This window comes from Brevundimonas sp. (assembly GCF_051858995.1).
Classification (GTDB): domain Bacteria; phylum Pseudomonadota; class Alphaproteobacteria; order Caulobacterales; family Caulobacteraceae; genus Brevundimonas.
Genome location: NZ_JBHYGN010000011.1, coordinates 111,013 through 132,657 on the forward strand (window position 1 = coordinate 111,013; position 21,645 = coordinate 132,657).

Below are 21,645 nucleotides of genomic sequence, written 5' to 3' on the forward strand. Positions count from 1 at the left end.
GGCTTTCGCCGGGATGACGAATGGACGTTGAAACCAAAGACCCTGCGCCGGCGCGGATCGACCCGATCCGCGCCGGTCTGCTTTGTCGCTGCCCCAACTGCGGGCAGGGACCGCTCTATGCGGGCTTCCTCAAGGTCGTGGACCGGTGCGAGGCCTGCGGTTTCGACTACAGCCGCCTCAACACGGGCGACGGCGCGGCCATCTTCATCATGCAGATCGCGGGCGGGCTGGTGGTGTTCAGCGCCCTGGCCGTCATGATCGCCTGGAACCCGCCGATCTGGCTCCTGCTGCTGGTCTCCCTGCCGCTGGTGGCGGGGCTGTCCATCGGGCTGATGCGGCCGGGCAAGGGGGTGATGATCGCCCTGCAGATGCGCAACAAGGCTGGACAGCACGATCATGTCTGAGACGCGCGCACGCTTCCCCTGGGGCCTGACGGTCGCCACCGGCGTCGCCCTGATCCTGCTGTGCGGCCTTGGGACCTGGCAGGTGCAGCGTCTGCAGTGGAAAGAAGCCCTGATCGCGGAGGCCGAGGCGGCCGCCAAGGCGCCGCCCGCGCCCTTGGCCGTGGTCCTGACCGCCGCTGACCCCGAGTTCCGCAAGGCGACCATCATCTGCCCCGGGCTGGCGACCGCGCCCTTCGTCGAACTGCAGACGATTCAGGAGGCCGAGGTCGGGGTGCGTCTGGTGTCGGCCTGTCGTCCTGAAGGACAGGCGACGACCTTCATGATCGACCGGGGCTTCGTCTCCGAGAGCATTTCGGCTCGCCCGCCGGTGACGGCGTCCGACATGCCGACGGGGCTGACGGTCGAACTGCGCCATACGCCGCCGCCCGGAGCCATGGCTCCGCCGCCCAGCGGCCTGCATTTCTACGCCCGCGATACGGCCGCCATGGCCCGCGCGCTGGGGGTGACCGGACCGGTCGATGCGCGCACTCTCTACGCCACCACCTCCTCCAATCCGGACTGGCCCGCCCTGCAGCCCTCCGCTCCGCCGGCGGCCTTCTCGAACAACCATCTCGGCTATGCGCTGACGTGGTTCGGGCTGGCGCTGGCGCTCGTGGGCACCTACGTGGCGCTGCTTCGGCGCCGGACCGGCGCCCCGACGTCTGAAAAGAGCTCGACCTGACCACCCTACACACCCTCTCCAACGGCGTCCGCGTCGTCTGTGATCCCATGCCCGGGCTGCGCACCCTCGCCCTGACGGTCGCCGTGCGCGGCGGGGCCAAGTGGGAGAGCGAGGCCACCTCCGGCTGGTCCCACTGCCTTGAGCATCTGGTGTTCAAGGGCGCGGGCGACATGGGCGCGCGCGAGATCGTCGAGCGGATCGAGGCCGAGGGCGGCTCGATAAACGCCGCCACCGGTTATGAGCGCACCAGCTTCGAGATCCGGGCGCTGGAAGGCTCCCTGCCGCTGGCCATGCAGGTGCTGTCGGACCTGGTCTTCCGCCCGACCCTGGATCCCGCCGAGATCATCCGCGAGAAGGACGTGGTCGCGCAGGAGATCGCCGAAGCCTTCGACACCCCCGACGACCACGTCTTCGAAATGGCCCAGACGAAGGCCTTCGCGGGCCAGCCGCTGGGGCGTCCGATCCTCGGCTCCGTGGCCAGCCTGAAGCCGCTGGATCGCGTCTCGATCGGCGCCTGGCGGGCGCGGCTGTATTCGCCGGACCGGATGGTGGTGTCAGCCTCCGGCGCGGTGGATGAGGCCGAACTGCTGGCCCTGGCCGAGCGCTGGTTCGGCGATCAGGTCGCGACCCCGGCCGAGCAGCCGGACGTTCCGCGCTTCACCGGGGGCGACGCGGCCCTGACCCGCCGCATCGAACAGGCCAATATCGTCTTCCAGCTGCCCGCGCCCTCCGCGGTCGATCCGTCCTATGCGGCGACCCGGCTGATGAGTGAAATCCTGGGCGGCGGCATGGCCTCGCGCCTGTTCCAGAGCGCCCGCGAGGAGCGCGGTCTGGCCTACGCCATCGACGCCTATCATGAGCCCTATGAGGATGCGGGCATCCTCGGCATCTACTCCGGCGCCTCGGCGGACCGGGCGGTGGAGCTGGCCCAGGTCTGCGCCGCCGAGCTGAAGTCTCTGGCCGAGACCGGTCCGACCGCCGCCGAACTGTCCCGCGCCAAGGCGGTGCTGAACGCGGGCCTGTGGATGTCGGACGAAAGCCCCGCGTCGCGCGCGGGCCGGGCAGCGGCCCAGGTGCTGATCTTTGGCGCGCCCATCGCCTCTCAGGCCATGGCCGACCGGACGCTGGCCCAGACGGCCGAGGACGTGCGCATGGCGGCGGCGGCCTGCCTTGCGCCCGGTCTGGCCGCCACGGCGGTCCTGGGACCCAAGGCGGCGGCTCCGGCGGGCGCGGCCTTCCGCGACGCCCTGTTCGGCTGAGCACGACGGGACTAGTCTGGGATCATGGCGCTTCTGGATTGGATCAGTGACGCGGGCGGGCCCGTGGTGGAGGGCCGGGGCGTCATCCTGCGCTCGCCGCGCCAGTCCGATCACGAGGCCTGGGCGATCCTGCGGCAGGAGTCCTACGCCTATCTCCAGCCGTGGGAGCCGACCTGGCCCGAGGACGACCTGACCCGCGCCGCCTTCAAGCGACGTCTGTCGATCTATCAGCGCGAGCTGGAGGCCGGGAACGCCTGGCCCTTCTTCATCTTCATCGACCATGGCCGCACCCTGGTAGGCGCGGTGACCCTGTCGAACGTCCGTCGCGGCGTCGCCGAGACCGGGACCATCGGCTACTGGATCGCCAGCCGCTTCGCGGGTCAGGGCCTCGCCACCGAGGCCGTGCGGGCGATTGTCGGGTTCGCTTTCAAGGAGTTGCACCTGCACCGGGTGGAGGCGGCCTGCGTGCCCCATAATGCGGCCTCGCGCCGGGTGCTGGAGAAGTCCGGCTTTGAACTCGAGGGCCGGGCGCGGGCTTATCTCAAAATTAACGGCGGTTGGGCAGATCATCTCCTGTTCGGCTGCGTGAATGACGGGGCCGGACGCGCCGGCTGACGCCGTGCACCGGAGAACCGCGGCGCGTGAACACTCGCTCCAGAAGTCTGGCCTGGGACGCGACCACCGCCATCGAGGCGCTGGCCGCGGCTGATTCCGCGCTGTGGATCTGGACCCCCGCCGAGGACCAGATGCGTTTCACGGGCGCGACGCGCGCCCTCGGGCTGGGCCCGCTGGCCCCCGAATGCTCCGGCGCCGCCTTCACCGCCGTGGCCATCCCGCAGGACCGGGCGCTGGCCGAAAAGATCCTCAAGCCGCAGGAGGAGGGGACCGAGGTCGCCGTTCGGCTGCGCATGCGCGACGCCGAGACCTGCATCTGGCGCGGCGTCTGGCTGGAAGACGGCCTGCGCGCCGCGGGCGTGGTGGCGCTGGAGACCAAGTTCGCCGCCTCCCACCGGGATCAGCTGACCGGCCTGCTGGACCGCCGCACCTTCCTGTCGCGGGTGGGCGAGACCCTGACCCAGATGGGCGAGTACGAGTTGGTCGTGGCCGATGTGGACCGCCTGCGCCGCCTGAACGAAGCGCTGGGGCATGAGCGGGCCGATCTGGTGCTGGCCGCGCTGGGCTCGCGCCTGAACGCCGCCTTCCCGCATGATTCCAGCGCCGCCCGCATCGGCGAGGACGAGTTCGCCATTCTGGCCCCCCGCGGCGTCGGAGCCGCGGCCGAGCGCCTGCGTGAGGCGCTGGAGCAGCCGCTGCGCATCGCGGGCTTCGACATCTATCCGACTGTCTCCATCGGGGCCGTGACGGTCGAGGGCGGTCCTGACGCCGCCGATCCCGCTGAACTGTTGCGCCGGGTCGAACTGGCGGTGGAGCAGGCCAAGACCGCCGGGCGCGGCGGCATCGCCGCCTATGGCCGCGCTCTGGAGAGCGACAGCCTGTCCCGGTTGGCGCTGGAGGCCGACCTGCGCAACGCCTTCGTGCGTGGCGAGATCGAGCCCTTCTACCAGCCCATCGTGAACCTCAACACCGGCGCTGTGGCGGGCTTCGAGGCCCTGGCCCGCTGGCGTCACCCCAAGCGCGGCATGGTCCCGCCGGACGAGTTCCTGGGCCTGGCCGACGAGATGGGCCTGATGAACGACCTGGGGCTGCTGATGATGCGCGCCTCGGCGCGTCAGCTGGCCGAATGGCTGGCGCGGCACCCGTCGGCGGGCAAGCTGTTCTGCAGCGTGAACCTGTCGGTCGGCGAGATCGAGCGACCCAATCTGGTTGAGGACGTCGCCCGCATCATCAGCGAGGCGGAGCTGCCCAAGGGCGCGCTGAAGCTGGAGGTCACCGAAGGCGACATCATGCGTGACACCACGCGCGCCGCCGAGACCCTGAAGAAGCTGCGTGACGTGGGCGCCTCGCTGGCGCTGGACGACTTCGGCACCGGCTTCTCGTCGCTCAGCTACTTGGCGAAGCTGCCGTTCGATACGCTGAAGATCGACCGCTACTTCGTTCTGACGATGGACAAGGACGAGGGCTCGGCCAAGATCGTCAAATCGGTCGTCAATCTGGGCCGTGACCTGTCGCTGGAAGTCGTCGCCGAGGGCGTCGAGAACGCCAGCCTCGCCAAGCTCCTGCTCGACGCCCAGTGCCACTACGGTCAGGGCTTCGGCTATGCCCAGGCCCTGCCGGCGCAGGAGGCCGAGGTCTATTTGAACGAGTCCCTCGCCGACGGCACGGCGCCGATCAAGCAGCGGTCGGCGTGAAAGCGCCGTCCAGGCCGGTCCAGCTGATCGCGACGATCCTTCTGATCCTCGCCGTCGCCGGAGCGAACGTTTTCTACAGCCCCTATGCGGAACGGAAACTCGCGGAAGGCGCCGTGGCGAACGTCGCGGGCGGGGCGGCGATGACGAAGATGGTGAAAGCCCCCTCGGGGGGCAGGCGCTCCACGCTCTGGTGCGCCATCATCGACCGCGATGAAGGCCTGGTCGCGGTCAGGACGCGCTCCTCACGGCTCCCCTTCATGGAAGAGGTGGTCGAGGTGGCGCCCTACTGGGTCGGTCTCCAGACGCCGTATGAATACCGGATGCTCGAGACCTGTCGGGAGGTCCTGAGCTCAGGCCCTTCCGCTCCGCCCTGACAGCCAGGCCGGATCGACCCCCAGGGTCGCCAGCGCCCGGCTCCACTTGCCTTCATAGTCGGTGTCGAAGATCAGGGCCGGATCGGCCTCGGCGGTCAGCCAGACGTTCTCGCCCAGCTCATCCTCCAGCTGGCCGTCGCCCCAGCCCGCATAGCCCAGCATCAGCACTGACTTGCGCGGGCCGTGGAAGGGATCAACCATCGCCGCCAGCGCCTCGCGCGTGCCGGTCATGGCCAGCCCCTCGCCGAAGGGCATGGAGGCGTCCTCGACCATCCAGTCGTCGGTGTGCAGGACAAAGCCGCGCTCGCGCTCGACCGGACCGCCCACCAGCACCTTGCGGGTCGAGGCCGAGTCCGGGGCTGGCGTGTCCAGCTTGTCCAGCACCGCCTTCAGGTCCACGCCCGGCGCGGGTCGGTCCAGCCGCAGGCCCATCGCATGGTCCGGCCCGTGGGCGCAGACCAGGATCACGGCATGCTCGAAGCGCTCGTCACTGATGCCCGGCATGGCCACCAGCAGCCGCCCGACGAGGGATTGGAAGTCGTCCATGTCCTTATCATCGGTACGCGGGCCGGAGGACGCAAGGATGCGGGACGACGCAGGTGTTGGCGCGGGTCGCGGCAACGCCTATCTGGTCCGGGAGTTTGATCCTCATCCTTCCTTCTCGGAGCCTCTCCATGACCGTCCAGATCGGCGATCGCATCCCCTCGGCCACCCTGACCCGCGCCACCGACGATGGTCCCAAGCCGGTCACCACCGACGATATCTTCGCGGGCAAGACCGTGGCCCTGTTCGCTGTTCCGGGCGCCTTCACCCCGACCTGCTCGGCCCGCCACCTGCCGGGCTTCAAGGACAACCGCGAAGCCCTCGCCGGCAAGGGCGTGGACACCATCGCCTGCGTCTCGGTGAACGACGCCTTCGTCATGGGCGCCTGGGCCGACAGCCAGGGCATCGGCAAGGAAGACATCCTGATGCTGGCCGACGGCAACGGCGACTTCACCCGGCAGATCGGCCTGACGCTGGACGCCAAGGGCTTCGGCATGGGCGAGCGCTCGCAGCGCTATTCGATGCTGGTCAAGGACGGCGTCGTCGAGCAGCTGAACATCGAGCAGGGCGGCGAGTTCAAGGTCTCGTCGGCCGAGCACCTGCTGGCGCAGCTCTGATATGAGTTCCTCCCCCAACGGGGGAGGGGGACCGTCCGAAGCCGGAGGCTGCGGATGGTGGAGGGGTGTCGGCGGCAGCTTCGCCACCCCTCCGTCACGGCGCGAAGCCGCGCCGCGCCACCTCCCCCGACGGGGGAGGAAATGACCGACGTCTTCACCCCTGAGAAACGCAGCGCGGTCATGCGGCGCGTGAAGGGGAAGGACACCACGCCTGAACTGGCCGTGCGCCGCATTCTGCGCACGGCCGGGATCGGCTACCGCCTCGGCGGCGCCGGACTGCCCGGAAAGCCGGATGTCGTGATGAAGGGGCGACGGACCGTGGTCCTTGTCCACGGCTGTTTCTGGCATGGCCACCACTGCCCGCGCGGGTCGCGACAGCCCAAGGCCAACGCCGACTACTGGACCGCCAAGATCGACCGCAACCGCGCCCGCGACGCGGCCAATGCGGAGGCGCTGCTGGCCTCCGGCTGGCGGGTGGTCACCGTCTGGGAATGCGCGATGAAGGCGCCCGATTTCGCCGATCGCCTTCTGGGTGCTGTGCGGGGTCAGGCGACCGCGGTCGCCCTTTCCTCCGGCGCGTCCTGAGCCATGGTCATCACATGGGTGATGGCGCCCAGCAGCATCGGCGGGGTGATCGGCTTGGGCACGAAATAGGTCATGCCCGCCGCGGTGCAGGCCGCGATGTCTTCCGGCGCCGTGTCGGCGGTCACGGCGATGACCGGCACGTCGGCGTTCGGACCGTTGCCCGCCCGGATGCGCTTGGTGGTCTCGCGACCGTCCAGCTCAGGCATCCGCACGTCCATGAAGATGAGGTCGAAGGCGGTCTGCTCGCAGATCTTCAGAGCCGCCATGCCGTCGGCGGCGGTGGCGATGTCGCAGCCCAGCGGCTGCAGGATCAGCTGGATGGCGCGGCGGTTGATGTCGTGGTCATCGACCACCAGCACCCGCATCGGACGGCCTTCGTCTTCCTCGTCATAGGCCTCTTCGGCGACCGGCTCGGGAACCGGCTCTACGACAGGGGCGGATGTGGCGGCGGGCGTGGGAGCCGGGCGGGCCGCTTCCAGAACCTGCGGCGCTACGGCCGGGGTCTGGCGGTTCGCCAGCACGCGGGCGACGGCGTCGCGGCTTTCCTGATCCAGTCCGGGGGTGACCGCCTCGGTCATCTCGCCCGGCTGCAGGCGCAGGGCCAGGGTGAAGCGGGCGCCTTCGCCGGGGCGGCTGCGCGCGGTCAGTCGACCGCCCATCAGGTCCGCCAGCTGCTTGCTGATCGACAGGCCCAGGCCCGTGCCGCCGTGGCGGGCGCTGACGCCGTCCATGGTCTGGTCGAACGGAGTGAACAGGCGGGCCACCTGGGCGGCGGTCATGCCGGGGCCCGTGTCGGCCACCTCGATCAGGATGGCGTGGCCGCCGGGCTCTTCCATCCAGCCGTTCAGGCGGATGGTGATGGCGCCCGTGCTGGTGAACTTCACCGCATTGGAGATCAGGTTGTTCAGCACCTGACGCAGGCGCATCGGGTCGCCGCGCACCGAGGACGGCATGGTCGAGGCGCCCTCGACGCGGAACTTCACGCCCTTGGCCCGGACGGGGCCGCGCCACAGGCGGACGGTCTGGTTCAGCAGGTCGCGCAGGTCGAAGTCGACCGCGTCCACGGTCATGTGCCCGGCTTCCAGCTTGGCGTGGTCCAGCAGGTCGTCCAGCAGGGCCTTCATCATCAGGCCGGCGTCGTTGATCAGGCGGGCCTGGGCGCGCGAGGAGCCGTCGCCGGCGCCGCGCTCCAGCTCGGCCGCGCCGGTCAGGATGGCGCTGATCGGGGTGCGCAGGTCGTGGCCCACGGTGGCCAGGAAGGCGCTGCGGCCCTCCATGATGCGCACGGCGTCCATGCGCTTCTGCTCGGCCTCGACGCGGGCGGCGCTCTCGGCGGTCCGGGCCTCGTTCATCCGCTGCCAGGTCGACAGGCAGTAGGTGATGAAGACGCCGACCGCGATGGCGGCGGCGGTGACGAAGCCCGTCGAGCCGCCGAACAGGGCCATGAAGAAGGGGATGGAGGTCAGGTACAGGAACTGCGGCAGGACCGTCAGCACGAGGACGCGCCGGGACCGCGGCGCATTGATCATCGAGTAAATGGCGCCCGCCGACAGCAGCATGGCCGCGCAGACGCCGCCCATGGGGCCGCCGACCAGCCACAGCGGTATCGACAGGCTGCCGAAATAGCTGGCGTTCAGGAACAGCAGCACGTCGCCCATCAGGGCGCGAAAACCGGTCAGCTTCTCGGCGCGACCGCCGACGACCGGAGCGAAAGCCCACAGGTCCAGAGCCTGGATCAGGAAATAGCCCAGCACCCATCCGGCGGCGACGTCCCAGCCGATCAGGGGGCTGAACACCAGGGCGCTGGCCGCGGCCATGCCGAGCCGCTGCAGCAGCGCCTTGCGCCGCTGGCGGATCGCGCCGACCCAGGGGTCGACGGCAGGCGTGGTGCTGGTGGCGTCAGTGGTCGCCATGGTCTCCCCGGGAGTGGGCGCATTCGCCCTTCCCGACACCATGACTCGTCTGCCCTAACGGTCCGTCAACGGCCCGTTCCGACGGCCTCGGAGACGGCGGAAAAGCCTTCCGCGCGCAGCCGTTCGGCCAGCTCGCGCTTGATGCGGGAAATCAGTCCGGGCCCCTCGTAAATCAGGGCCGAATAGACCTGGATCGCCGCGGCGCCCGCGCGGATGCGGGCCCAGGCCTCGGCCCCGGAATCGATGCCGCCGACCGCGATCAGCGGCAGCTTGCCGGCCGAGGCGTCGGCGGCGGCGCGCAGGGCGTCCAGCGCCCGCGCCCGCAGCGGCGCGCCCGACAAACCGCCCGCCTCGCCCCTGTCCGCCGAACGCAGGCTCTCGGGCCGGTCCAGCGTGGTGTTGGAGACGATCAGGGCGTCCAGACCGTGGTCCAGACTGGCCTCGACGATCATGCCGATCTCGTCGGCGGTCAGGTCGGGGGCGATCTTGAGGAAGACGGGCGTCGGATCATCCCCGCGCGCCGCCGCCAGACGGCCCAGCAGGTCGTCCAGCGCCGCCCGGCCCTGCAGGGCGCGCAGGCCCGGCGTATTGGGCGAGGAGACGTTGACGGTGACGTAGTCCGCCAGACCCTTCAGCCGGATCAGGCCTTTGACATAGTCCGCCGCCTTGTCCTCGGTGTCCTTGTTGGCCCCCAGATTGGCTCCGATCACCGCCGTCTTCGGGCGGTCCGCCAGACGGCCCGCGAAGGCCTCCAGCCCGGCGTTGTTGAAGCCCATCCGGTTGATGATCGCCCGGTCCTCGCTCAGGCGGAACAGGCGGGGCTTGGGATTGCCCGGCTGGGCCAGCGGGGTGACCGAGCCGCACTCCACGAAGCCGAAGCCCAGCCTGGCCAGCCCGTGCAGGGCCTCGCCGTTCTTGTCCAGACCGGCGGCCAGTCCGACGGGGTTGGGCAGGTCCAGCCCGGCCAGCCGGGTGTGCAGCACCGGGTCATCGGCGCCGGGCGTCGGCAGAGGGGTGAACTGCAGGGCCTTGATGGCCAGCTGGTGGGCGGCCTCCGGGTCGAGGGTCCGCAGCAGGGCCGCGCCCAAGTCGGTCAGCCCCATCCGATCACTCCATCCTCGAACCGCATCACCCCGTCCTCATCCACCGACAGGGCGCGTTCCGACCGGGCGGCGGAGACGGGCAGGGGGGCGAACAGGTGCGGGAACAGATCACCGCCGCGCGACGCCTCCCACTTCAGCGCCTCGCCCAGACCCGTCAAATCCACCTCGATCAGCAGCAGATCGCCGCGCCCGGCGTAGTGGCGGCGCGCCGTCTCGGCCAACTGGGCCGTGCTCGACATGTGGATGTAGCCGTCCTCCAGATCGACGTCGGACCCGGCATAGGCGCCGTCCAGCCGGGCCAGTTCCCACTCGGCCCGATCCACCAGCTTGAAGGCGATGTCGGTCACTCGGCGATGTCCCGCGGCTGCAGATAGCCCTCGAAGGTGCAGCGCCCGGCTACATCGACGGTGAACAGGGCCGCGGACCCCGGGGGGAAGCCGCCGCTCATCCGGTCCAGCACGGACGGCGAGGCGGCGCTCTCGATCAGATATTCGACGGCCAGCAGGTGGACGCCCGGATTGTGCGCCAGCACCAGCAGGCAGCCCGCCTCGTCCTCGACCGCCTCGATGGCGCGGCGCAGGGTGTCGGCGGAGCCGTTGTACAGGGGCTCGTCCTCGCGCACCTCGACGTCGCCCATGGCGTCATGGACCAGATCCCAGGTCTGGCGGGTGCGGCTGGCGGGCGAGACCAGCGCCAGGTCGGGGCGCACGCCCCGGGCCGCCAGCGCCCGCCCCATCAGGGCGGCGTCGCTCTTCCCTCGCGCCGACAGATCGCGGTCGCGGTCACGGCCGGAACCGCTCGCCCGTTCCGCCTCGGCGTGGCGCATGAGGATCAATCGCTGCATGGCCCGCCTTTACGGGTGTTTGGCGCGTCCCGCCAGATCACGAGGGGCTCGCGATGCCGGTTGCGGCTGCAGGGCGGGCGTCAGCACGGGAGCCGTCGCCACCGCCCCGCCCGGACGGGCGCGAGCGTAGGCCTGCCGCGTGGCTTCCAGCAGGATGACCCCGGCGGTTCCGGGCAGCACATGCTTGCCGATCTGCTCCAGTCCGTCGGCCAGCGGTAGCAGCGGCCCCCACGGCGGCGTGTACAGGGTCTGGGACCAGGCCGTGGGCTCCAGACCGGCCGCCCGCACCAGCCTTTCCAGCTGGCGGCGGGTGAAGGGACGCCCATGGCCGAAGGGGGTGTTCTCCGACCGCGCCCACAGGCCGCCGCGCGCCGCCGCCACCAGAATGATCCGGCCCGTCGGCGCCAGCGCCCGCACGGCCTCCAGCATCAGCGCCTGCGCGTCGTCGGCCTCTTCCAGCGCGTGGATCATCAGGATGCGATCGAATGATCCGGCGGCGAAGGGCAGGCGGCGGTCCTCGACCAGCACCGTGCGGTTCTTGCCCGCCTGCGGCCACAGCTCGACGCCCTGACCGCCCGGCATGGCGGCGACGATCCGGCGCGCGCCCACGAAGGCGTCCAGCCAGGGCGTGGCGTAGCCGAGGCCCAGCACGTCGCAGTTCGACGCCTCGCCCCAGGCGTCCTCCAGCCGTCGGGCCAGCAGTCGACGCGCCAGCGCGCCCGCGGGCTCGCCGTAGAAAATCCTCAGGTCTTCGATGCTGCGCCGCATGGCCCCAGCATAGACCCGCCGGACACCGGCTGCCAGAATGGCGTCATGACGCTCGAAGTTTGCCTCTTCCCCTGCCTGAACGACAACTACGGCTTTCTGGTCCGGGACGTGGAGACCGGAACCATCGCCACCGTCGACACGCCCGACGCCGACGCCATCCTGGCCGAGTTGGAGCGGTCGGGCTGGGGACCCCTGAGCCTGATTCTGAACACCCACTGGCACCCGGACCACACACAGGGCAACGCGGCCCTGCAGGCGGCGACCGGCTGCCGGATCATCGGCCCAGAGGAAGTGCGTCGCGCCGCGCCTCTGGATGATGTCGTCCGGGGCGGCGACACGGTCATGCTGGGGGCGACCCGGTTGGAGGTGGCGGACACGCCGGGCCACACCCTCGGGCACATCGTCTATCGCTCGGTTGCGGACAATCTCGCCTTCGTGGGGGACGTGCTGTTCAACATGGGCTGCGGTCGGCTGTTCGAGGGCACGCCCGAGCAGATGTGGAGCAGCCTCCAGATCCTGGCAGCCTGGTCGGATCAGACGGTGATCTGGTGCGCGCACGAATACACCGCCGCCAACGCCCGCTTCGCCCTCAGCCTCGACGACCGGCCCGAGATGCAGGCGCGGGCGGCGGAGATCATGGCCATGCGCGAGCGGGGCGAACCGACCGTGCCGACGACCCTCGCGGCGGAGAAGGCCTTCAATCCCTTCCTGCGCGCCACGGACGCCGCCGACTTCGCGGCCCGGCGCGCGGCCAAGGACAGCTTTACCGGCTAGGCGGGTCCTGGGGCAGGAAGGCCCGGATCACGCGCGCGGACGAGGGACGGCCCGCCACGCCCTGGTTCGGCGCGACCACGATCCGCAGTTCCCCGCGCGCGTAGGTCACGGCGGAGCTGTTGCCCTGAACGATGACGATGCGGCGGAGCTGGTTCAGCGACGACCGGCCCGTGGGCGAGCGGGCGATCCGTAGCACGGCGTCGGTCGACAGGATCAGCGCCTCGACGGTCAGGCCCTCGGCATCTTCGTCGGTGTCGACGTTGATCTCGATCAGCCGTCCCATGGTCTGGCTGACCATGGCGCTGCGGCGGGCCATCAACTGGAACAGTTGCGCGGGCCCCAGCGACGGCGGGGCCAGGGTCTCGCCAGGGCCCGTGAACGAGGCGGGGGAGCCGCCCGGCGAGCGCGACGTGAAGACGGTCATGCCGCCGCCCGGCGTCACCCGCAGGATCTGCTGACCCGCGTCGTTGCGATAGATGACGTCGCCGCGCACCGCCACGGTGGGGCGAAGGACCCAGGTCTCATCCCGGCGATCGAAGCGCAGCAGCGGGCGCTGGCCCGAGCGGTCCAGGGTGAAGCCCTCGCCCGAGTCGGACATGTAGCGGCCCACCGGCGGCAGGGCGCGGGTCGGGGCGCCCCGGCTGCGCAGGGCCTCGCTCTGTTCAGACTGGGCGTTGCCGCGCTCCTGCGCGACGGCTCCCGTCACCGACAATACGGCGATGGCCGCGACGGCGAACGCCATCGCAGTCTGAAGCGGCGTTCGCGCCGTTCTGACCTTCCCCGTCAACTTCATATCGAACTTGGTGGAATCACCACGCGGCGGATTTTGGGCAGCGTCCGGATCAGCCGACCAGATACTGACCGCCGTTCAGCGACAGGGTGCAGCCTGTGACATATCCGGCACGCTCGCCGGCCAGCCAGGAGACCATGTCGGCGATTTCCTCGCCTTTTCCGAGCCTTCCGACCGGGATCTGGGCGACGATTCCCGCCAGGACCTTCTCGTCCATGGCGCCCACCATCTCGGTGTCGATATAACCGGGGGCGATGCAGTTCACCGTCACGCCCTTGCGCGCATTCTCCAGCGCCAGCGCCTTGGTGAAGCCGATCATCCCCGCCTTGGCGGCGGAGTAGTTGGTCTGGCCGATCTGGCCCTTCTGCCCGTTGATCGAGGAGATGTTCACGATCCGACCGAAGCCCCGGTCGCGCATGCCGTTGATCACCTGACGCGTCATGTTGAAGACGCTGTCCATGTTCACCCGGATCACGTCGGACCACTGGTCGGCGCTCATCTTGTGGAAGAAGCCGTCGCGGGTGATGCCGGCGTTGTTGATCAGCACGTCGATGGGGCCCAGCTCGGCCTCGACCTCGGCCACCGCGCGGGCGCAGTCGTCGTACGAGCCGACGTTGCCCTTCACCACCATCACGCCCAGCTCGCGGGCGGTCGCCTCGGCGGCCTCGGTATTGCCGGAGTAGCCGGCGGCGACGGCCATGCCGTCTTCCTTCAGGCGTTGAACGATCGCCTTGCCGATACCGCGGGTTCCACCCGTCACCAGTGCGACGCGAGCCATGGGCGCTTCCTTGTGTTTTCCTGAAGCGGAGGCCTCTACCGGGCCGCCTGCTGATCTACGCTTTAACCCGCGTGGCGTTGCGCGCAAGGCCACCGTTCTGTGGCGTCACGCCCTCAGCTTCTCGATCAGGGCCATGGCCGCCGCCGGGTTGCGCACCTTGGCCCCGGCGATGAAGTAGGCGAACACGTCGCCGCGCTTGGCCCAGTCCTTCGTCTGCTTGGCGATGGCGTCCAGTTCGGCCGAGGTCATGCCGGTCGGCTCGTCAGGCTTCGAGGACATCATGCGGGCGTAGGTGAAGTCCGCCGTCGGCTGGTCGATCTTCGGCCAATCCGGGGCCTCGTCATCCTCGGCATAGACGATGGCGCAGCCGTATTTTGCGGCCAGATCATAGAACTGCGGGGCGTCGAAGGTCGGGCTGCGCACCTCGAGCGCGTGGCGTAGGCGCACCCCGTCCTTCTCCTTGGGCAGCAGCTTGAGGAAGCCCTCGAAATCGACCGGGTCGAACTTCTTGGTGGCCATGAACTGCCAGTTGATCGGCCCCAGCTTGTCGCCCAGCGCCGTCAGCCCCTGATCCAGGAATCGCTCGAGGCTCTCATTGCCCTCGGACAGCACCTTGCGGTTGGTGCAGAAGCGGCTGGCCTTCACCGCGAAGACGAAGTCGTCCGGCGTCTCGTCGCGCCACTTCATCCAGGTGTCGATCTTGAAGCCGGAATAGTAGGTGCCGTTGATCTCGATCGAGGTCAGCTTCGAGCTGGCGTACTCCAGCTCCTTCTTCTGGCTCAGCTTCTCCGGATAGAAGACGCCGCGCCACGGCTCGAAGGTCCAGCCGCCGATGCCGACGCGAATGGTGTGGGTCATCTCGTCTGGTCCTCATCTCTGGAGGGACCGCGCGGGTCCGCTTGCCAGTCTTCATGGCCGTGTCTGATACGCAGGATCAAGACCTCCTCCTCGGCCTCCTCGTAGACGATGAGGTGGGCCTTGAAGCGGAAGATGCGGAAGGGCGGCTCGAACTCCGTCCTCAGTCGCGCCATCTCCGGATTGGCGGCCAGCAGGGGAAAGACGGCGTAGAGCGCATCGACATAGTGGCTCGCCGGGCGGACGCCGAACAGATCGCAGCCCTGGATGAACACGGCGACGAGGTCCTCGTCGGCCTCCGCGCTCAGCCGCCAATGCGTCACGCGGCGGCGTCGCGGGCGGCGATGCGGGCAAGCGCATCAGCCTTGATGTCGTCGATGGTCCGCGTGCTGATCCCGCTCGCCCGCCCCTCGTCCGCCAAGCGCTGCATATGCGCGATCTTCTCCGCCTTGATCTGCTCGCGGCGGATCAGGTCGCGGATGACGTCCGAGGAGTTGGCGTAGCGCCCGTCCTTTGTCTGCTCCTCGACCCATGCCTTCATCTGGTCGGGTAGGGAGATGTTCATCGTCGCCATGGCGGCCTCCTTAAGCACAAAGGAGGCGCTTGATGGCAAGGTTTGTCAATCTGGCTCTCAGCCTAGAGCGGCGCAGGCGTCCAGCATCTCCGTCCGCTTGGTGTGCGGCGCTGTAATCCCCGGAACGGCCAGCACCCGGACCCGGTCGCCGTTGCCGATCATCGACAGGGGGCTGCTGTGTTTCTTCTCCTGCACCAAGGCGGCGAAGGGACGGGGCGTGTCGCCCTCGATCACGCCGCAGACCAGCCACTGGCGATAGCCGGCCCAGTGATGCATGCGCGACTTGCCCAGGGGCGGCTCCGCGTCCTGCAGGGCTTCGCGCACCGCCTGCTCCGCCGCGGGGATGGGCGACGAGTGATCCGTCCCGACCCACCACAGGCCGACGATCAGCCCAGCCACGCCCAGCGCGGCCCACAGCAGCATGTCGCGGGTCTGGTGGAACCAGTCGGCGAACTCGGACAGGGCGGGGGATCGCATGTCGTCAGCCTAGCCGTGCCCGCCTAACAATCCGTGGTCGCTGAAGGTGAACGGAACACTCCGGACAAGCGGGGCATTGCACCGGGCATGATCGCTCTCCTGCTCGACCTGTCCAACATCCTCGGCGGCTTCCTGCTGGCCATCGGCCTTCTGGCGAGACTGCCGTCGGTCGGGGATAATCTGGCGGACTTCGCTCGACGGCTGGGACCGTTCGGCTGGATCGTCGGCGTGGTCGCCCTGGTCACCGGCGGCCGGTATCTGATCGTCCATCTGATCAGCGGCCCGCGCGTTATGCATTTCGAGGTCGTCGGCGTGATCACTGGGGTCCTGCTGCTGTGGGACCGGCTGAACCTGCGCAGTCGCACTGGCCGCGACCTGCCCGCCAGCGGTTCCGCGGGCGCGGGTCTGGTGCTGGCGATCTATGGCGTGATCGCCATTCTCGTCGGCCTGCAGGGCTTGGTCACCCCCAACTGATTCTCAGTCGAGCACCGCCTCAATCCCGGCCAGCAGGCTGGCGGCGGTGATGGGCTTGGCCACATGGGCGCCGGCGGCGACGGCGTCGTCGCGGTGCTCGGTCATTGCATTGGCGCTCAGCATGATGATCGGGATGCGCCCGCGTCCCGGCGCGGCGGCCTCCCGCTCGCGGATCAGCCGGATGGCGGTCAGCCCGTCCATGACCGGCATCTGCATGTCCATCAGGATCAGGTCGAAGTCGTCGATCTCGAACGCGGCGACGGCCTGGGCGCCGTCCTCGGCGATGACCACATCGGCGCCCTGGCTGGACAGAATCAACTGCACCACGCGCTGGTTGGTCGGATGGTCCTCGGCCAGAAGGATTCGCAGCGCGCGTTCCGCCAGCGGGCGGGGACCAGCGCCGAGGCCGGTCTCGCCGACGTCATTGGCCACGCGCGGCAATGGCAGGGCGAAACGGAAGACGCTGCCCTTGCCCGGCGCGGACCGGGCGGTGATCTCGCCGTCCATCATCTCGACCAGCGAGCGGCAGATGGACAGGCCCAGACCCGTGCCGCCGAAGCGACGGGTGATGGTGCTGTCCGCCTGACTGAACCGTTCGAACAACCGGGCGGCGTGGTCGGCGTCGAAGCCCACGCCCGTGTCCTCGATGCTGATCTCCAGCCGGTCGGTCGCGTCCATGCCGATACGGACGGTGATCGAACCTTCGGCGGTGAATTTGACCGCGTTGGAAAGCAGGTTGCCCAGCACCTGACGGATGCGGGTGCTGTCGCCGCGGAACACGCCGCGGGCCTCGATGTCACGGACGACATGGAAGGCCAGCCCCTTGTCCTCGGCCCGGGCGCGGACCACGGCGATGGGCTCCAGCGCCTCTTCCAGATCGAACGGACGGGTTTCCAGATCCAGCTGTCCGGCCTCGATCTTGGACACGTCCAGAATGTCAGAGACCAGCCGCTCCAGCGTTACGCCAGAACTGCGGATCAGCTCGACCATCTCCGCCTGCCCGCTGTCCAGCGCCGTGCGCGACAGAGCGTCGACGATGCCGATGACGCCATTCAGGGGCGTGCGGATTTCGTGGCTCATATTGGCCAGGAAATCGGACTTGGCGCGGTTGGCCGCCTCGGCCGCCGCCTTGGCGTCCTTCAGGGCCTGTTCGGCGGCGACCCGGTCGGTGACGTCGCGGGCGACCCCGTAGATGCGGTCCCCAGACCGCTGGGCGCGCCATTCCAGCGTCCGGTAATGGCCGTCCTTGTGCCTGTAGCGGTTGGTGTAGCCCAGCACCGGGCTGCCCTCGCGGCGGCCCTCGACCTCGCGGACGCTTTCAAGAGTGCCGGGCATGTCGTCGGGGTGCACCAGCGACAGCAGCAGCCGCCCCTGCATCTCCTCCGGCGTATAGCCCATGGCCCGGCGCCACGAGGGGCTGACCCGAACGATGGTGCCGTCCAGTTCGCGAATAACCAGCAGGTCCAGCGACACATCGAAGAAGGTGCCGACGTCCACTGCCCAGCCATCTTCCGGCGACATGGGGCCGCGAGGGGCGGGGGCGACGTGGGCGGGGCAACTCATCTTCGGGACTCGTGACTGGCCGGTCGACGTTTCAGCCTTAGTCCACTGATGTTAAGCCCGGATTTCATTGATCGACGATTTTTCCGGATCGCCGCGTCAAAACGTCCTGACCGCGGCGGGCCTCAGCCGCGCAGCTCCAGATCGTTGCCGTCGGGGTCGCGCAGGTACAGCGACAGGGCCTCGCCGGTCGAGCCGTAGCGCAGGCCTTCCTCGCCGGGCTCGACCCCGTGCGATTTCAGGTGAGCACGCGCGACCTCGATGTCGAAATCGACGATGCGCAGGCACAGATGGTCCATGTTGCGGCCCTCAAGTCCCGGCGCCGCGCCACCCTTGCGTCCCAGCGGGCCATCGACCGGCACCAGATCAATCAGGGCGTTTCCCGCGCGCAACTGGATCAGGCCGAGAGCCTCTTGGCGGCGCTCGACGGTGCAGCCCAGCACGTCGCAATAGAAGGCCAGCATCGCCTTCAGATCGCGGGTCCGGATGACGACGTGGTCGATCCCCAGCGGGCGCATCAGTAGGCAAAGTCGCGATACAGCCGGGTCAGGTCGCCCTGCCATTCGCCGTTGTAGAGCTCCAGCAGCCGCTCCGCGGGGGTCAGGCCGCTGTCGGCGATGTCTTCCAGCTCGGACAGATAGCCCCGCTCATCGACCATGCCGCCCGAGAAGCGGGCGCGGTTCTTCAGGCCCTGTTTGGCGATGGCGACCATGTCCACGGCGATGTCGCGCACGCTGCGTCCGCCGACCTCGGCCTTCAGGCCCAGGCGGGTCACGTCGCGGCGCAGGCGCTCGTGGTCGGCGATGTCCCAGTCCTTCACCAGATCCCAGGCGGCGGCCAGCGCCGGCGCGTCATACAGCACGCCCGCCCACAGGGCCTGCAGGGCGCAGATGCGGCTCCAGGGTCCCCCGTCGGCGCCGCGCATCTCCAGATAGGCCTTCAGCCGAACCTCGGGGAAGAGGGTCGTCAGGTGGTCGTTCCAGTCCTTCAGCGTCGCCAGTTCGCCGGGCATGTCGTCCAGGCGGCCATCCATGAACTTCCGGAACGAACGGCCCGACAGGTCGATGTAGTGGCCGCCGCGCTTGGCGAAATACATCGGCACATCGAGGGCGTAGTCGGCGTAGCGCTCGAAGCCGAAGCCATCCTGGAAGACGAAGTCCAGCATGCCGGTGCGGTCCGGATCAGTATCGGTCCAGACGTTGGCGCGGGCGGTCAGGAAGCCGTTCGGCTTGCCTTGGGTAAAGGGGCTGTTGGCGAACAGGGCCGTCGCGATCGGCTGCAGCGCCAGCGAGGTGCGGAACTTGGCCACCATGTCCGCCTCGCTTTCGAAGTCGAGGTTCGACTGGATGGTGCAGGTGCGCAGCATCATGTCGAGGCCCAGCGAGCCCTTCTTGGGCATATAGGCGCGCATGATGCCGTAGCGGCCCTTGGGCATGACCGGCACGTCCTCGCGTGACCACATCGGATCGAAGCCGGCGCCCAGGAAGCCGAGGTTCATCTGGTCGGCGACCTGCTTGACCTCCATCAGGTGCTGGCCGGTCTCGTTGCAGATGTCGTGGACATCCTCCAGCGGCGCGCCGGACAGTTCGAACTGGCCGCCGGGCTCCAGGCTGATCGAGGCGGTCATGCCCTCGGTGTTCTTGCGCTCAAGGGCGATGACGTTGTCGCCCTCATAGACCTTGTCCCAGCCGAAGCGGGTCAGGCCGTCCAGCATCGCCCGGATGCCGTTGGGACCTTCATAGGTCGGGCGACGCAGGGTCGAGCGGTCAAAGCCGAACTTCTCGTGCTCGGCGCCGATGCGCCATTCGGCGCGCGGCTTGGCGCCCTTCGACATGGCGCCGATCAGGTCTTCGCGGGAAAGCGGCGCAACGTCAGCCATGTCGATCTGTAACCCTTGGTGTCGCGGCTAGATGGGCCGACCTCGGCGTTTGCTCAAGGGGCGACGTCCGACTTCCGCGAGACAGCTCGTTTTCGTCAGCGCTCCCAGTCGCCGATGGCCGCCTGCCACAGGGTCAGGGCGGTGGTCGCGGCGGTGTCGGCGCGCAGCACGCGCGGCCCCAGCGACACGGCGGTGGTGAAGGGCAGGGCCCGCAGTCGGTCCCGCTCCTCCGGCGTGAATCCGCCCTCCGGCCCGATCAGGATGGCCCAGGGACCCGCGCCCGCCGCCTGCAGCGCCGTCATCGCCGGCGCCCCGCCGGTCTCGTCGCAGAACATCAGCCGCCGCGTCTCGTCCCACCCGTCCAGCAGGGCGGTCAGGGGCTGCGGCTTGTCCACCGGCGGCACGTCCAGCCGTCCGGTCTGTTCAGCGCTTTCCTCGGCGATGGCGTCCAGCCGGTCGAGGCGGAGATGCTGCGGCTGGGTGCGGGCGGTGGTGGTCAGCCGGATGCGCGCGGCGCCCAGCTCGGTCGCCTTCTCCACCGCGAACTCCAGCGCCGCCTTCTTCACCGTGGCGATGATCAGATGCACATCCGGCGGCGTGATCTGCGCCCGCACCTGTTCCTCGGCCTTCAGCACCACGCCCTTCTTCAGCACCTCAGCCACGCTGACGCGCCACTCGCCGTCCTTGCCGTTGAAGGCCAGCAGCTCATCGCCCGCCTTCAGCCGCATCACCTGCGTCAGGTAGCGCGACTGGTCGAGCGTCGGGGCGAGCGCCGCGCCGGAGGAGAGGGGCTGGGGGATGTGGAGGCGGATCATGTCCGCCTCTCTGCGGTCAGAGCGTCCGCGCGATCAAGAGTTTCATGATCTCGTTCGTGCCGCCGTAGATGCGCTGGACGCGGGCGTCCTTGTACAGCTGGGCGATCGGGTACTCGTTCATGTAGCCGTAGCCGCCGTGCAGCTGCAGCATCTCGTCGATGACCTCGCCCTGGATGTCGGTCACCCAGTATTTGGCCATCGAGGCCGTGGCGGCGTCCAGCTTGCCCTCGAGGTGCAGGCCCATGCAGTGGTCGACGAAGACCTTCGCAACAGTCAGTTTCGTCTTCACCTCCGCCAGTTTGAACTGGGTGTTCTGGAAGTCGATGATCCGCTTGCCGAAGGCCTTGCGCTCCTTGACGTAGGCCAGCGTCGACTCCAGTCCGCGCTCGGCGGCGGCGACGCCCTGGATGGCGATGTTCAGCCGCTCCTGCGGCAGTTGCTGCATCAGGTGGATGAAGCCCTGACCCTCGGCGCCGCCGATGACGTTCTCGGCGGGCACCTTCACGTCATTGAAGAACAGCTCGGAGGTGTCGTTGGCCTCCATGCCGATCTTGTGCAGGTTCCGGCCACGCTCGAAGCCTTCGGCGCCATCCGTCTCGACGACCACCAGCGAGGTGCCCTTGGCGCCCTCGGCCGGGTCGGTCTTGGCGACCACGATGATGAAGTTGGCCAACTGGCCGTTGGTGATGAAGGTCTTGGAGCCGTTCAGGACGTAGTGGTCGCCCGACTTGATGGCGGTGGTCTTCACGCCCTGCAGGTCGCTGCCCGCGCCCGGCTCGGTCATGGCGATGGCGCCGACCAGCTCGCCGGTCTGCAGGCGCGGCAGCCAGCGCTGCTTCTGCTCCTCGGTGCCGTAATGCCAGACGTAGGGCATGACGATCGCGTTGTGCAGCGAGATGCCGAAATGGTCCGCGCCCTTCCAGCCCAGCTGACGCATCAGCACGACCTCGTGGCGATAGTCGCCGCCGAAACCGCCGTCCTCTTCCGGCATCGACAGGCCCAGCAGGCCCGCGTCCCCGGCGTCATTCCACAGCTGGCGGGGCACCGACGAATTGGCGATCCACTGCTGGACCTTCTCCAGCGGTGCGTGCTCGTCGATCCACTTGCCGACGCTGTCCGAGAAGAGGGTGATCTCCTCGTCCTGCATGAAGGCGGGGTCAGGGCTGTTGAGGACGTTCATGGGTTCGCTCGACATTCTCCCTCCCTCTCCGAGGGAGGGTGGCTTCGCC

The 21,645-nt window shown here is 69.0% G+C and carries 27 protein-coding genes; 10 read left to right on the top strand and 17 right to left on the bottom strand.

Going from position 1 to position 21,645, the window contains the following annotated elements:
• The first annotated feature begins 20 nt into the window (after positions 1 to 20).
• From ACTIEF_RS12815 to ACTIEF_RS12840, 6 genes are read left to right on the top strand one after another with little or no spacing between them, the layout of a single operon-like run.
• Positions 21 to 404, top strand: a complete 384-nt coding sequence (locus ACTIEF_RS12815; RefSeq protein ID WP_439472528.1) for a DUF983 domain-containing protein — start codon at positions 21 to 23, stop codon at positions 402 to 404.
• Positions 397 to 1,125: an SURF1 family protein gene (locus ACTIEF_RS12820; protein ID WP_439472529.1), complete on the top strand. Its 729-nt coding sequence runs from the start codon at positions 397 to 399 to the stop codon at positions 1,123 to 1,125. Before ACTIEF_RS12815 ends, ACTIEF_RS12820 begins: the two co-directional genes overlap by 8 nt.
• Before the next feature lie 47 nt (positions 1,126 to 1,172).
• Positions 1,173 to 2,384 carry a M16 family metallopeptidase gene (locus tag ACTIEF_RS12825; protein WP_439472530.1) on the top strand — a complete coding sequence of 404 codons (1,212 nt, stop codon included), beginning with the start codon at positions 1,173 to 1,175 and terminating at the stop codon, positions 2,382 to 2,384.
• 24 nt (positions 2,385 to 2,408) lie between these two features.
• Positions 2,409 to 2,999, top strand: a complete 591-nt coding sequence (locus ACTIEF_RS12830; RefSeq protein WP_439472531.1) for a GNAT family N-acetyltransferase — start codon at positions 2,409 to 2,411, stop codon at positions 2,997 to 2,999.
• 26 nt (positions 3,000 to 3,025) lie between these two features.
• Entirely contained in the window at positions 3,026 to 4,693 is a 1,668-nt protein-coding gene (locus ACTIEF_RS12835; RefSeq protein WP_439472532.1) for a putative bifunctional diguanylate cyclase/phosphodiesterase, read from the top strand.
• The gene (locus tag ACTIEF_RS12840; RefSeq protein WP_439472533.1) at positions 4,690 to 5,067 is read left to right on the top strand and encodes a hypothetical protein; all 378 of its coding nucleotides are present in this window, start codon (positions 4,690 to 4,692) and stop codon (positions 5,065 to 5,067) included. Before ACTIEF_RS12835 ends, ACTIEF_RS12840 begins: the two co-directional genes overlap by 4 nt.
• Here the strand turns inward: ACTIEF_RS12840 and ACTIEF_RS12845 are convergent.
• Positions 5,044 to 5,613, bottom strand: a complete 570-nt coding sequence (locus tag ACTIEF_RS12845) for a YqgE/AlgH family protein (RefSeq protein ID WP_439472534.1) — start codon at positions 5,611 to 5,613, stop codon at positions 5,044 to 5,046. The genes ACTIEF_RS12840 and ACTIEF_RS12845 overlap by 24 nt on opposite strands.
• Before the next feature lie 128 nt (positions 5,614 to 5,741).
• Between ACTIEF_RS12845 and ACTIEF_RS12850 the strand changes: the two genes are divergently transcribed.
• Positions 5,742 to 6,227, top strand: coding sequence for a peroxiredoxin (locus tag ACTIEF_RS12850; protein ID WP_439472535.1), 486 nt, complete (start codon positions 5,742 to 5,744; stop codon positions 6,225 to 6,227).
• Between the two features lie 141 nt (positions 6,228 to 6,368).
• Complete coding sequence (locus ACTIEF_RS12855; protein WP_439472536.1) at positions 6,369 to 6,812, top strand: very short patch repair endonuclease; 444 nt, start codon at positions 6,369 to 6,371, stop codon at positions 6,810 to 6,812.
• On the opposite strand, the gene ACTIEF_RS12860 is transcribed toward ACTIEF_RS12855, so the two are convergent.
• The 5 genes from ACTIEF_RS12860 to ACTIEF_RS12880 form a co-directional block, all read right to left on the bottom strand.
• Positions 6,773 to 8,725 (bottom strand): ATP-binding protein, encoded by a 1,953-nt coding sequence (locus ACTIEF_RS12860; RefSeq protein WP_439472537.1) that lies wholly within the window; start codon positions 8,723 to 8,725, stop codon positions 6,773 to 6,775. The genes ACTIEF_RS12855 and ACTIEF_RS12860 overlap by 40 nt on opposite strands.
• Before the next feature lie 65 nt (positions 8,726 to 8,790).
• Positions 8,791 to 9,828: a quinone-dependent dihydroorotate dehydrogenase gene (locus ACTIEF_RS12865; RefSeq protein ID WP_439472538.1), complete on the bottom strand. Its 1,038-nt coding sequence runs from the start codon at positions 9,826 to 9,828 to the stop codon at positions 8,791 to 8,793.
• A complete protein-coding gene (locus tag ACTIEF_RS12870) occupies positions 9,819 to 10,175 on the bottom strand; it encodes a DUF952 domain-containing protein (RefSeq protein ID WP_439472539.1) in 357 nt (118 codons plus the stop codon). The genes ACTIEF_RS12865 and ACTIEF_RS12870 overlap by 10 nt, the downstream gene beginning before the upstream one ends.
• Positions 10,172 to 10,672, bottom strand: a complete 501-nt coding sequence (locus ACTIEF_RS12875; protein ID WP_439472540.1) for a SixA phosphatase family protein — start codon at positions 10,670 to 10,672, stop codon at positions 10,172 to 10,174. The genes ACTIEF_RS12870 and ACTIEF_RS12875 overlap by 4 nt, the downstream gene beginning before the upstream one ends.
• A gap of 9 nt (positions 10,673 to 10,681) precedes the next feature.
• The gene (locus tag ACTIEF_RS12880; RefSeq protein WP_439472541.1) at positions 10,682 to 11,440 is read right to left on the bottom strand and encodes a class I SAM-dependent methyltransferase; all 759 of its coding nucleotides are present in this window, start codon (positions 11,438 to 11,440) and stop codon (positions 10,682 to 10,684) included.
• A 45-nt stretch (positions 11,441 to 11,485) separates the two neighbouring features.
• On the opposite strand from ACTIEF_RS12880, the gene gloB reads away from it, so the two are divergent.
• Positions 11,486 to 12,214: a hydroxyacylglutathione hydrolase gene (gene gloB, locus ACTIEF_RS12885; protein ID WP_439472542.1), complete on the top strand. Its 729-nt coding sequence runs from the start codon at positions 11,486 to 11,488 to the stop codon at positions 12,212 to 12,214.
• Here gloB and ACTIEF_RS12890 read toward each other — a convergent pair.
• The 6 genes from ACTIEF_RS12890 to ACTIEF_RS12915 form a co-directional block, all read right to left on the bottom strand.
• Complete coding sequence (locus tag ACTIEF_RS12890; protein WP_439472543.1) at positions 12,204 to 12,956, bottom strand: DUF4908 domain-containing protein; 753 nt, start codon at positions 12,954 to 12,956, stop codon at positions 12,204 to 12,206. The genes gloB and ACTIEF_RS12890 overlap by 11 nt on opposite strands.
• Positions 12,957 to 13,056: 100 nt before the next feature.
• Complete coding sequence (gene phbB / locus ACTIEF_RS12895; RefSeq protein WP_439472544.1) at positions 13,057 to 13,782, bottom strand: acetoacetyl-CoA reductase; 726 nt, start codon at positions 13,780 to 13,782, stop codon at positions 13,057 to 13,059.
• Positions 13,783 to 13,887: 105 nt separating this feature from the next.
• The gene (locus ACTIEF_RS12900) at positions 13,888 to 14,640 is read right to left on the bottom strand and encodes a DUF72 domain-containing protein (RefSeq protein ID WP_439472545.1); all 753 of its coding nucleotides are present in this window, start codon (positions 14,638 to 14,640) and stop codon (positions 13,888 to 13,890) included.
• A complete protein-coding gene (locus ACTIEF_RS12905) occupies positions 14,637 to 14,960 on the bottom strand; it encodes a type II toxin-antitoxin system RelE/ParE family toxin (RefSeq protein ID WP_439472546.1) in 324 nt (107 codons plus the stop codon). Before ACTIEF_RS12905 ends, ACTIEF_RS12900 begins: the two co-directional genes overlap by 4 nt.
• The gene (locus ACTIEF_RS12910; RefSeq protein WP_439472547.1) at positions 14,957 to 15,250 is read right to left on the bottom strand and encodes a type II toxin-antitoxin system ParD family antitoxin; all 294 of its coding nucleotides are present in this window, start codon (positions 15,248 to 15,250) and stop codon (positions 14,957 to 14,959) included. Before ACTIEF_RS12910 ends, ACTIEF_RS12905 begins: the two co-directional genes overlap by 4 nt.
• An 18-nt stretch (positions 15,251 to 15,268) precedes the next feature.
• Positions 15,269 to 15,688: a hypothetical protein gene (locus tag ACTIEF_RS12915; RefSeq protein WP_439472548.1), complete on the bottom strand. Its 420-nt coding sequence runs from the start codon at positions 15,686 to 15,688 to the stop codon at positions 15,269 to 15,271.
• An 87-nt stretch (positions 15,689 to 15,775) separates the two neighbouring features.
• Here ACTIEF_RS12915 and ACTIEF_RS12920 point away from each other — a divergent pair, with 87 nt between their 5' ends.
• Entirely contained in the window at positions 15,776 to 16,162 is a 387-nt protein-coding gene (locus ACTIEF_RS12920) for a hypothetical protein (protein ID WP_439472549.1), read from the top strand.
• A gap of 3 nt (positions 16,163 to 16,165) precedes the next feature.
• On the opposite strand, the gene ACTIEF_RS12925 is transcribed toward ACTIEF_RS12920, so the two are convergent.
• From ACTIEF_RS12925 to ACTIEF_RS12945, 5 genes are all read right to left on the bottom strand, one after another.
• The gene (locus tag ACTIEF_RS12925; RefSeq protein ID WP_439472550.1) at positions 16,166 to 17,725 is read right to left on the bottom strand and encodes an ATP-binding protein; all 1,560 of its coding nucleotides are present in this window, start codon (positions 17,723 to 17,725) and stop codon (positions 16,166 to 16,168) included.
• A gap of 122 nt (positions 17,726 to 17,847) precedes the next feature.
• Positions 17,848 to 18,240: a VOC family protein gene (locus ACTIEF_RS12930; RefSeq protein ID WP_439472551.1), complete on the bottom strand. Its 393-nt coding sequence runs from the start codon at positions 18,238 to 18,240 to the stop codon at positions 17,848 to 17,850.
• Entirely contained in the window at positions 18,240 to 19,601 is a 1,362-nt protein-coding gene (locus ACTIEF_RS12935) for a glutamate--cysteine ligase (RefSeq protein ID WP_439472552.1), read from the bottom strand. The genes ACTIEF_RS12930 and ACTIEF_RS12935 overlap by 1 nt, the downstream gene beginning before the upstream one ends.
• Positions 19,602 to 19,696: 95 nt before the next feature.
• Positions 19,697 to 20,416 (bottom strand): 16S rRNA (uracil(1498)-N(3))-methyltransferase, encoded by a 720-nt coding sequence (locus ACTIEF_RS12940; protein WP_439472553.1) that lies wholly within the window; start codon positions 20,414 to 20,416, stop codon positions 19,697 to 19,699.
• A gap of 16 nt (positions 20,417 to 20,432) precedes the next feature.
• Positions 20,433 to 21,596, bottom strand: a complete 1,164-nt coding sequence (locus ACTIEF_RS12945) for an acyl-CoA dehydrogenase family protein (RefSeq protein ID WP_439472675.1) — start codon at positions 21,594 to 21,596, stop codon at positions 20,433 to 20,435.
• Positions 21,597 to 21,645: the final 49 nt, after the last annotated feature.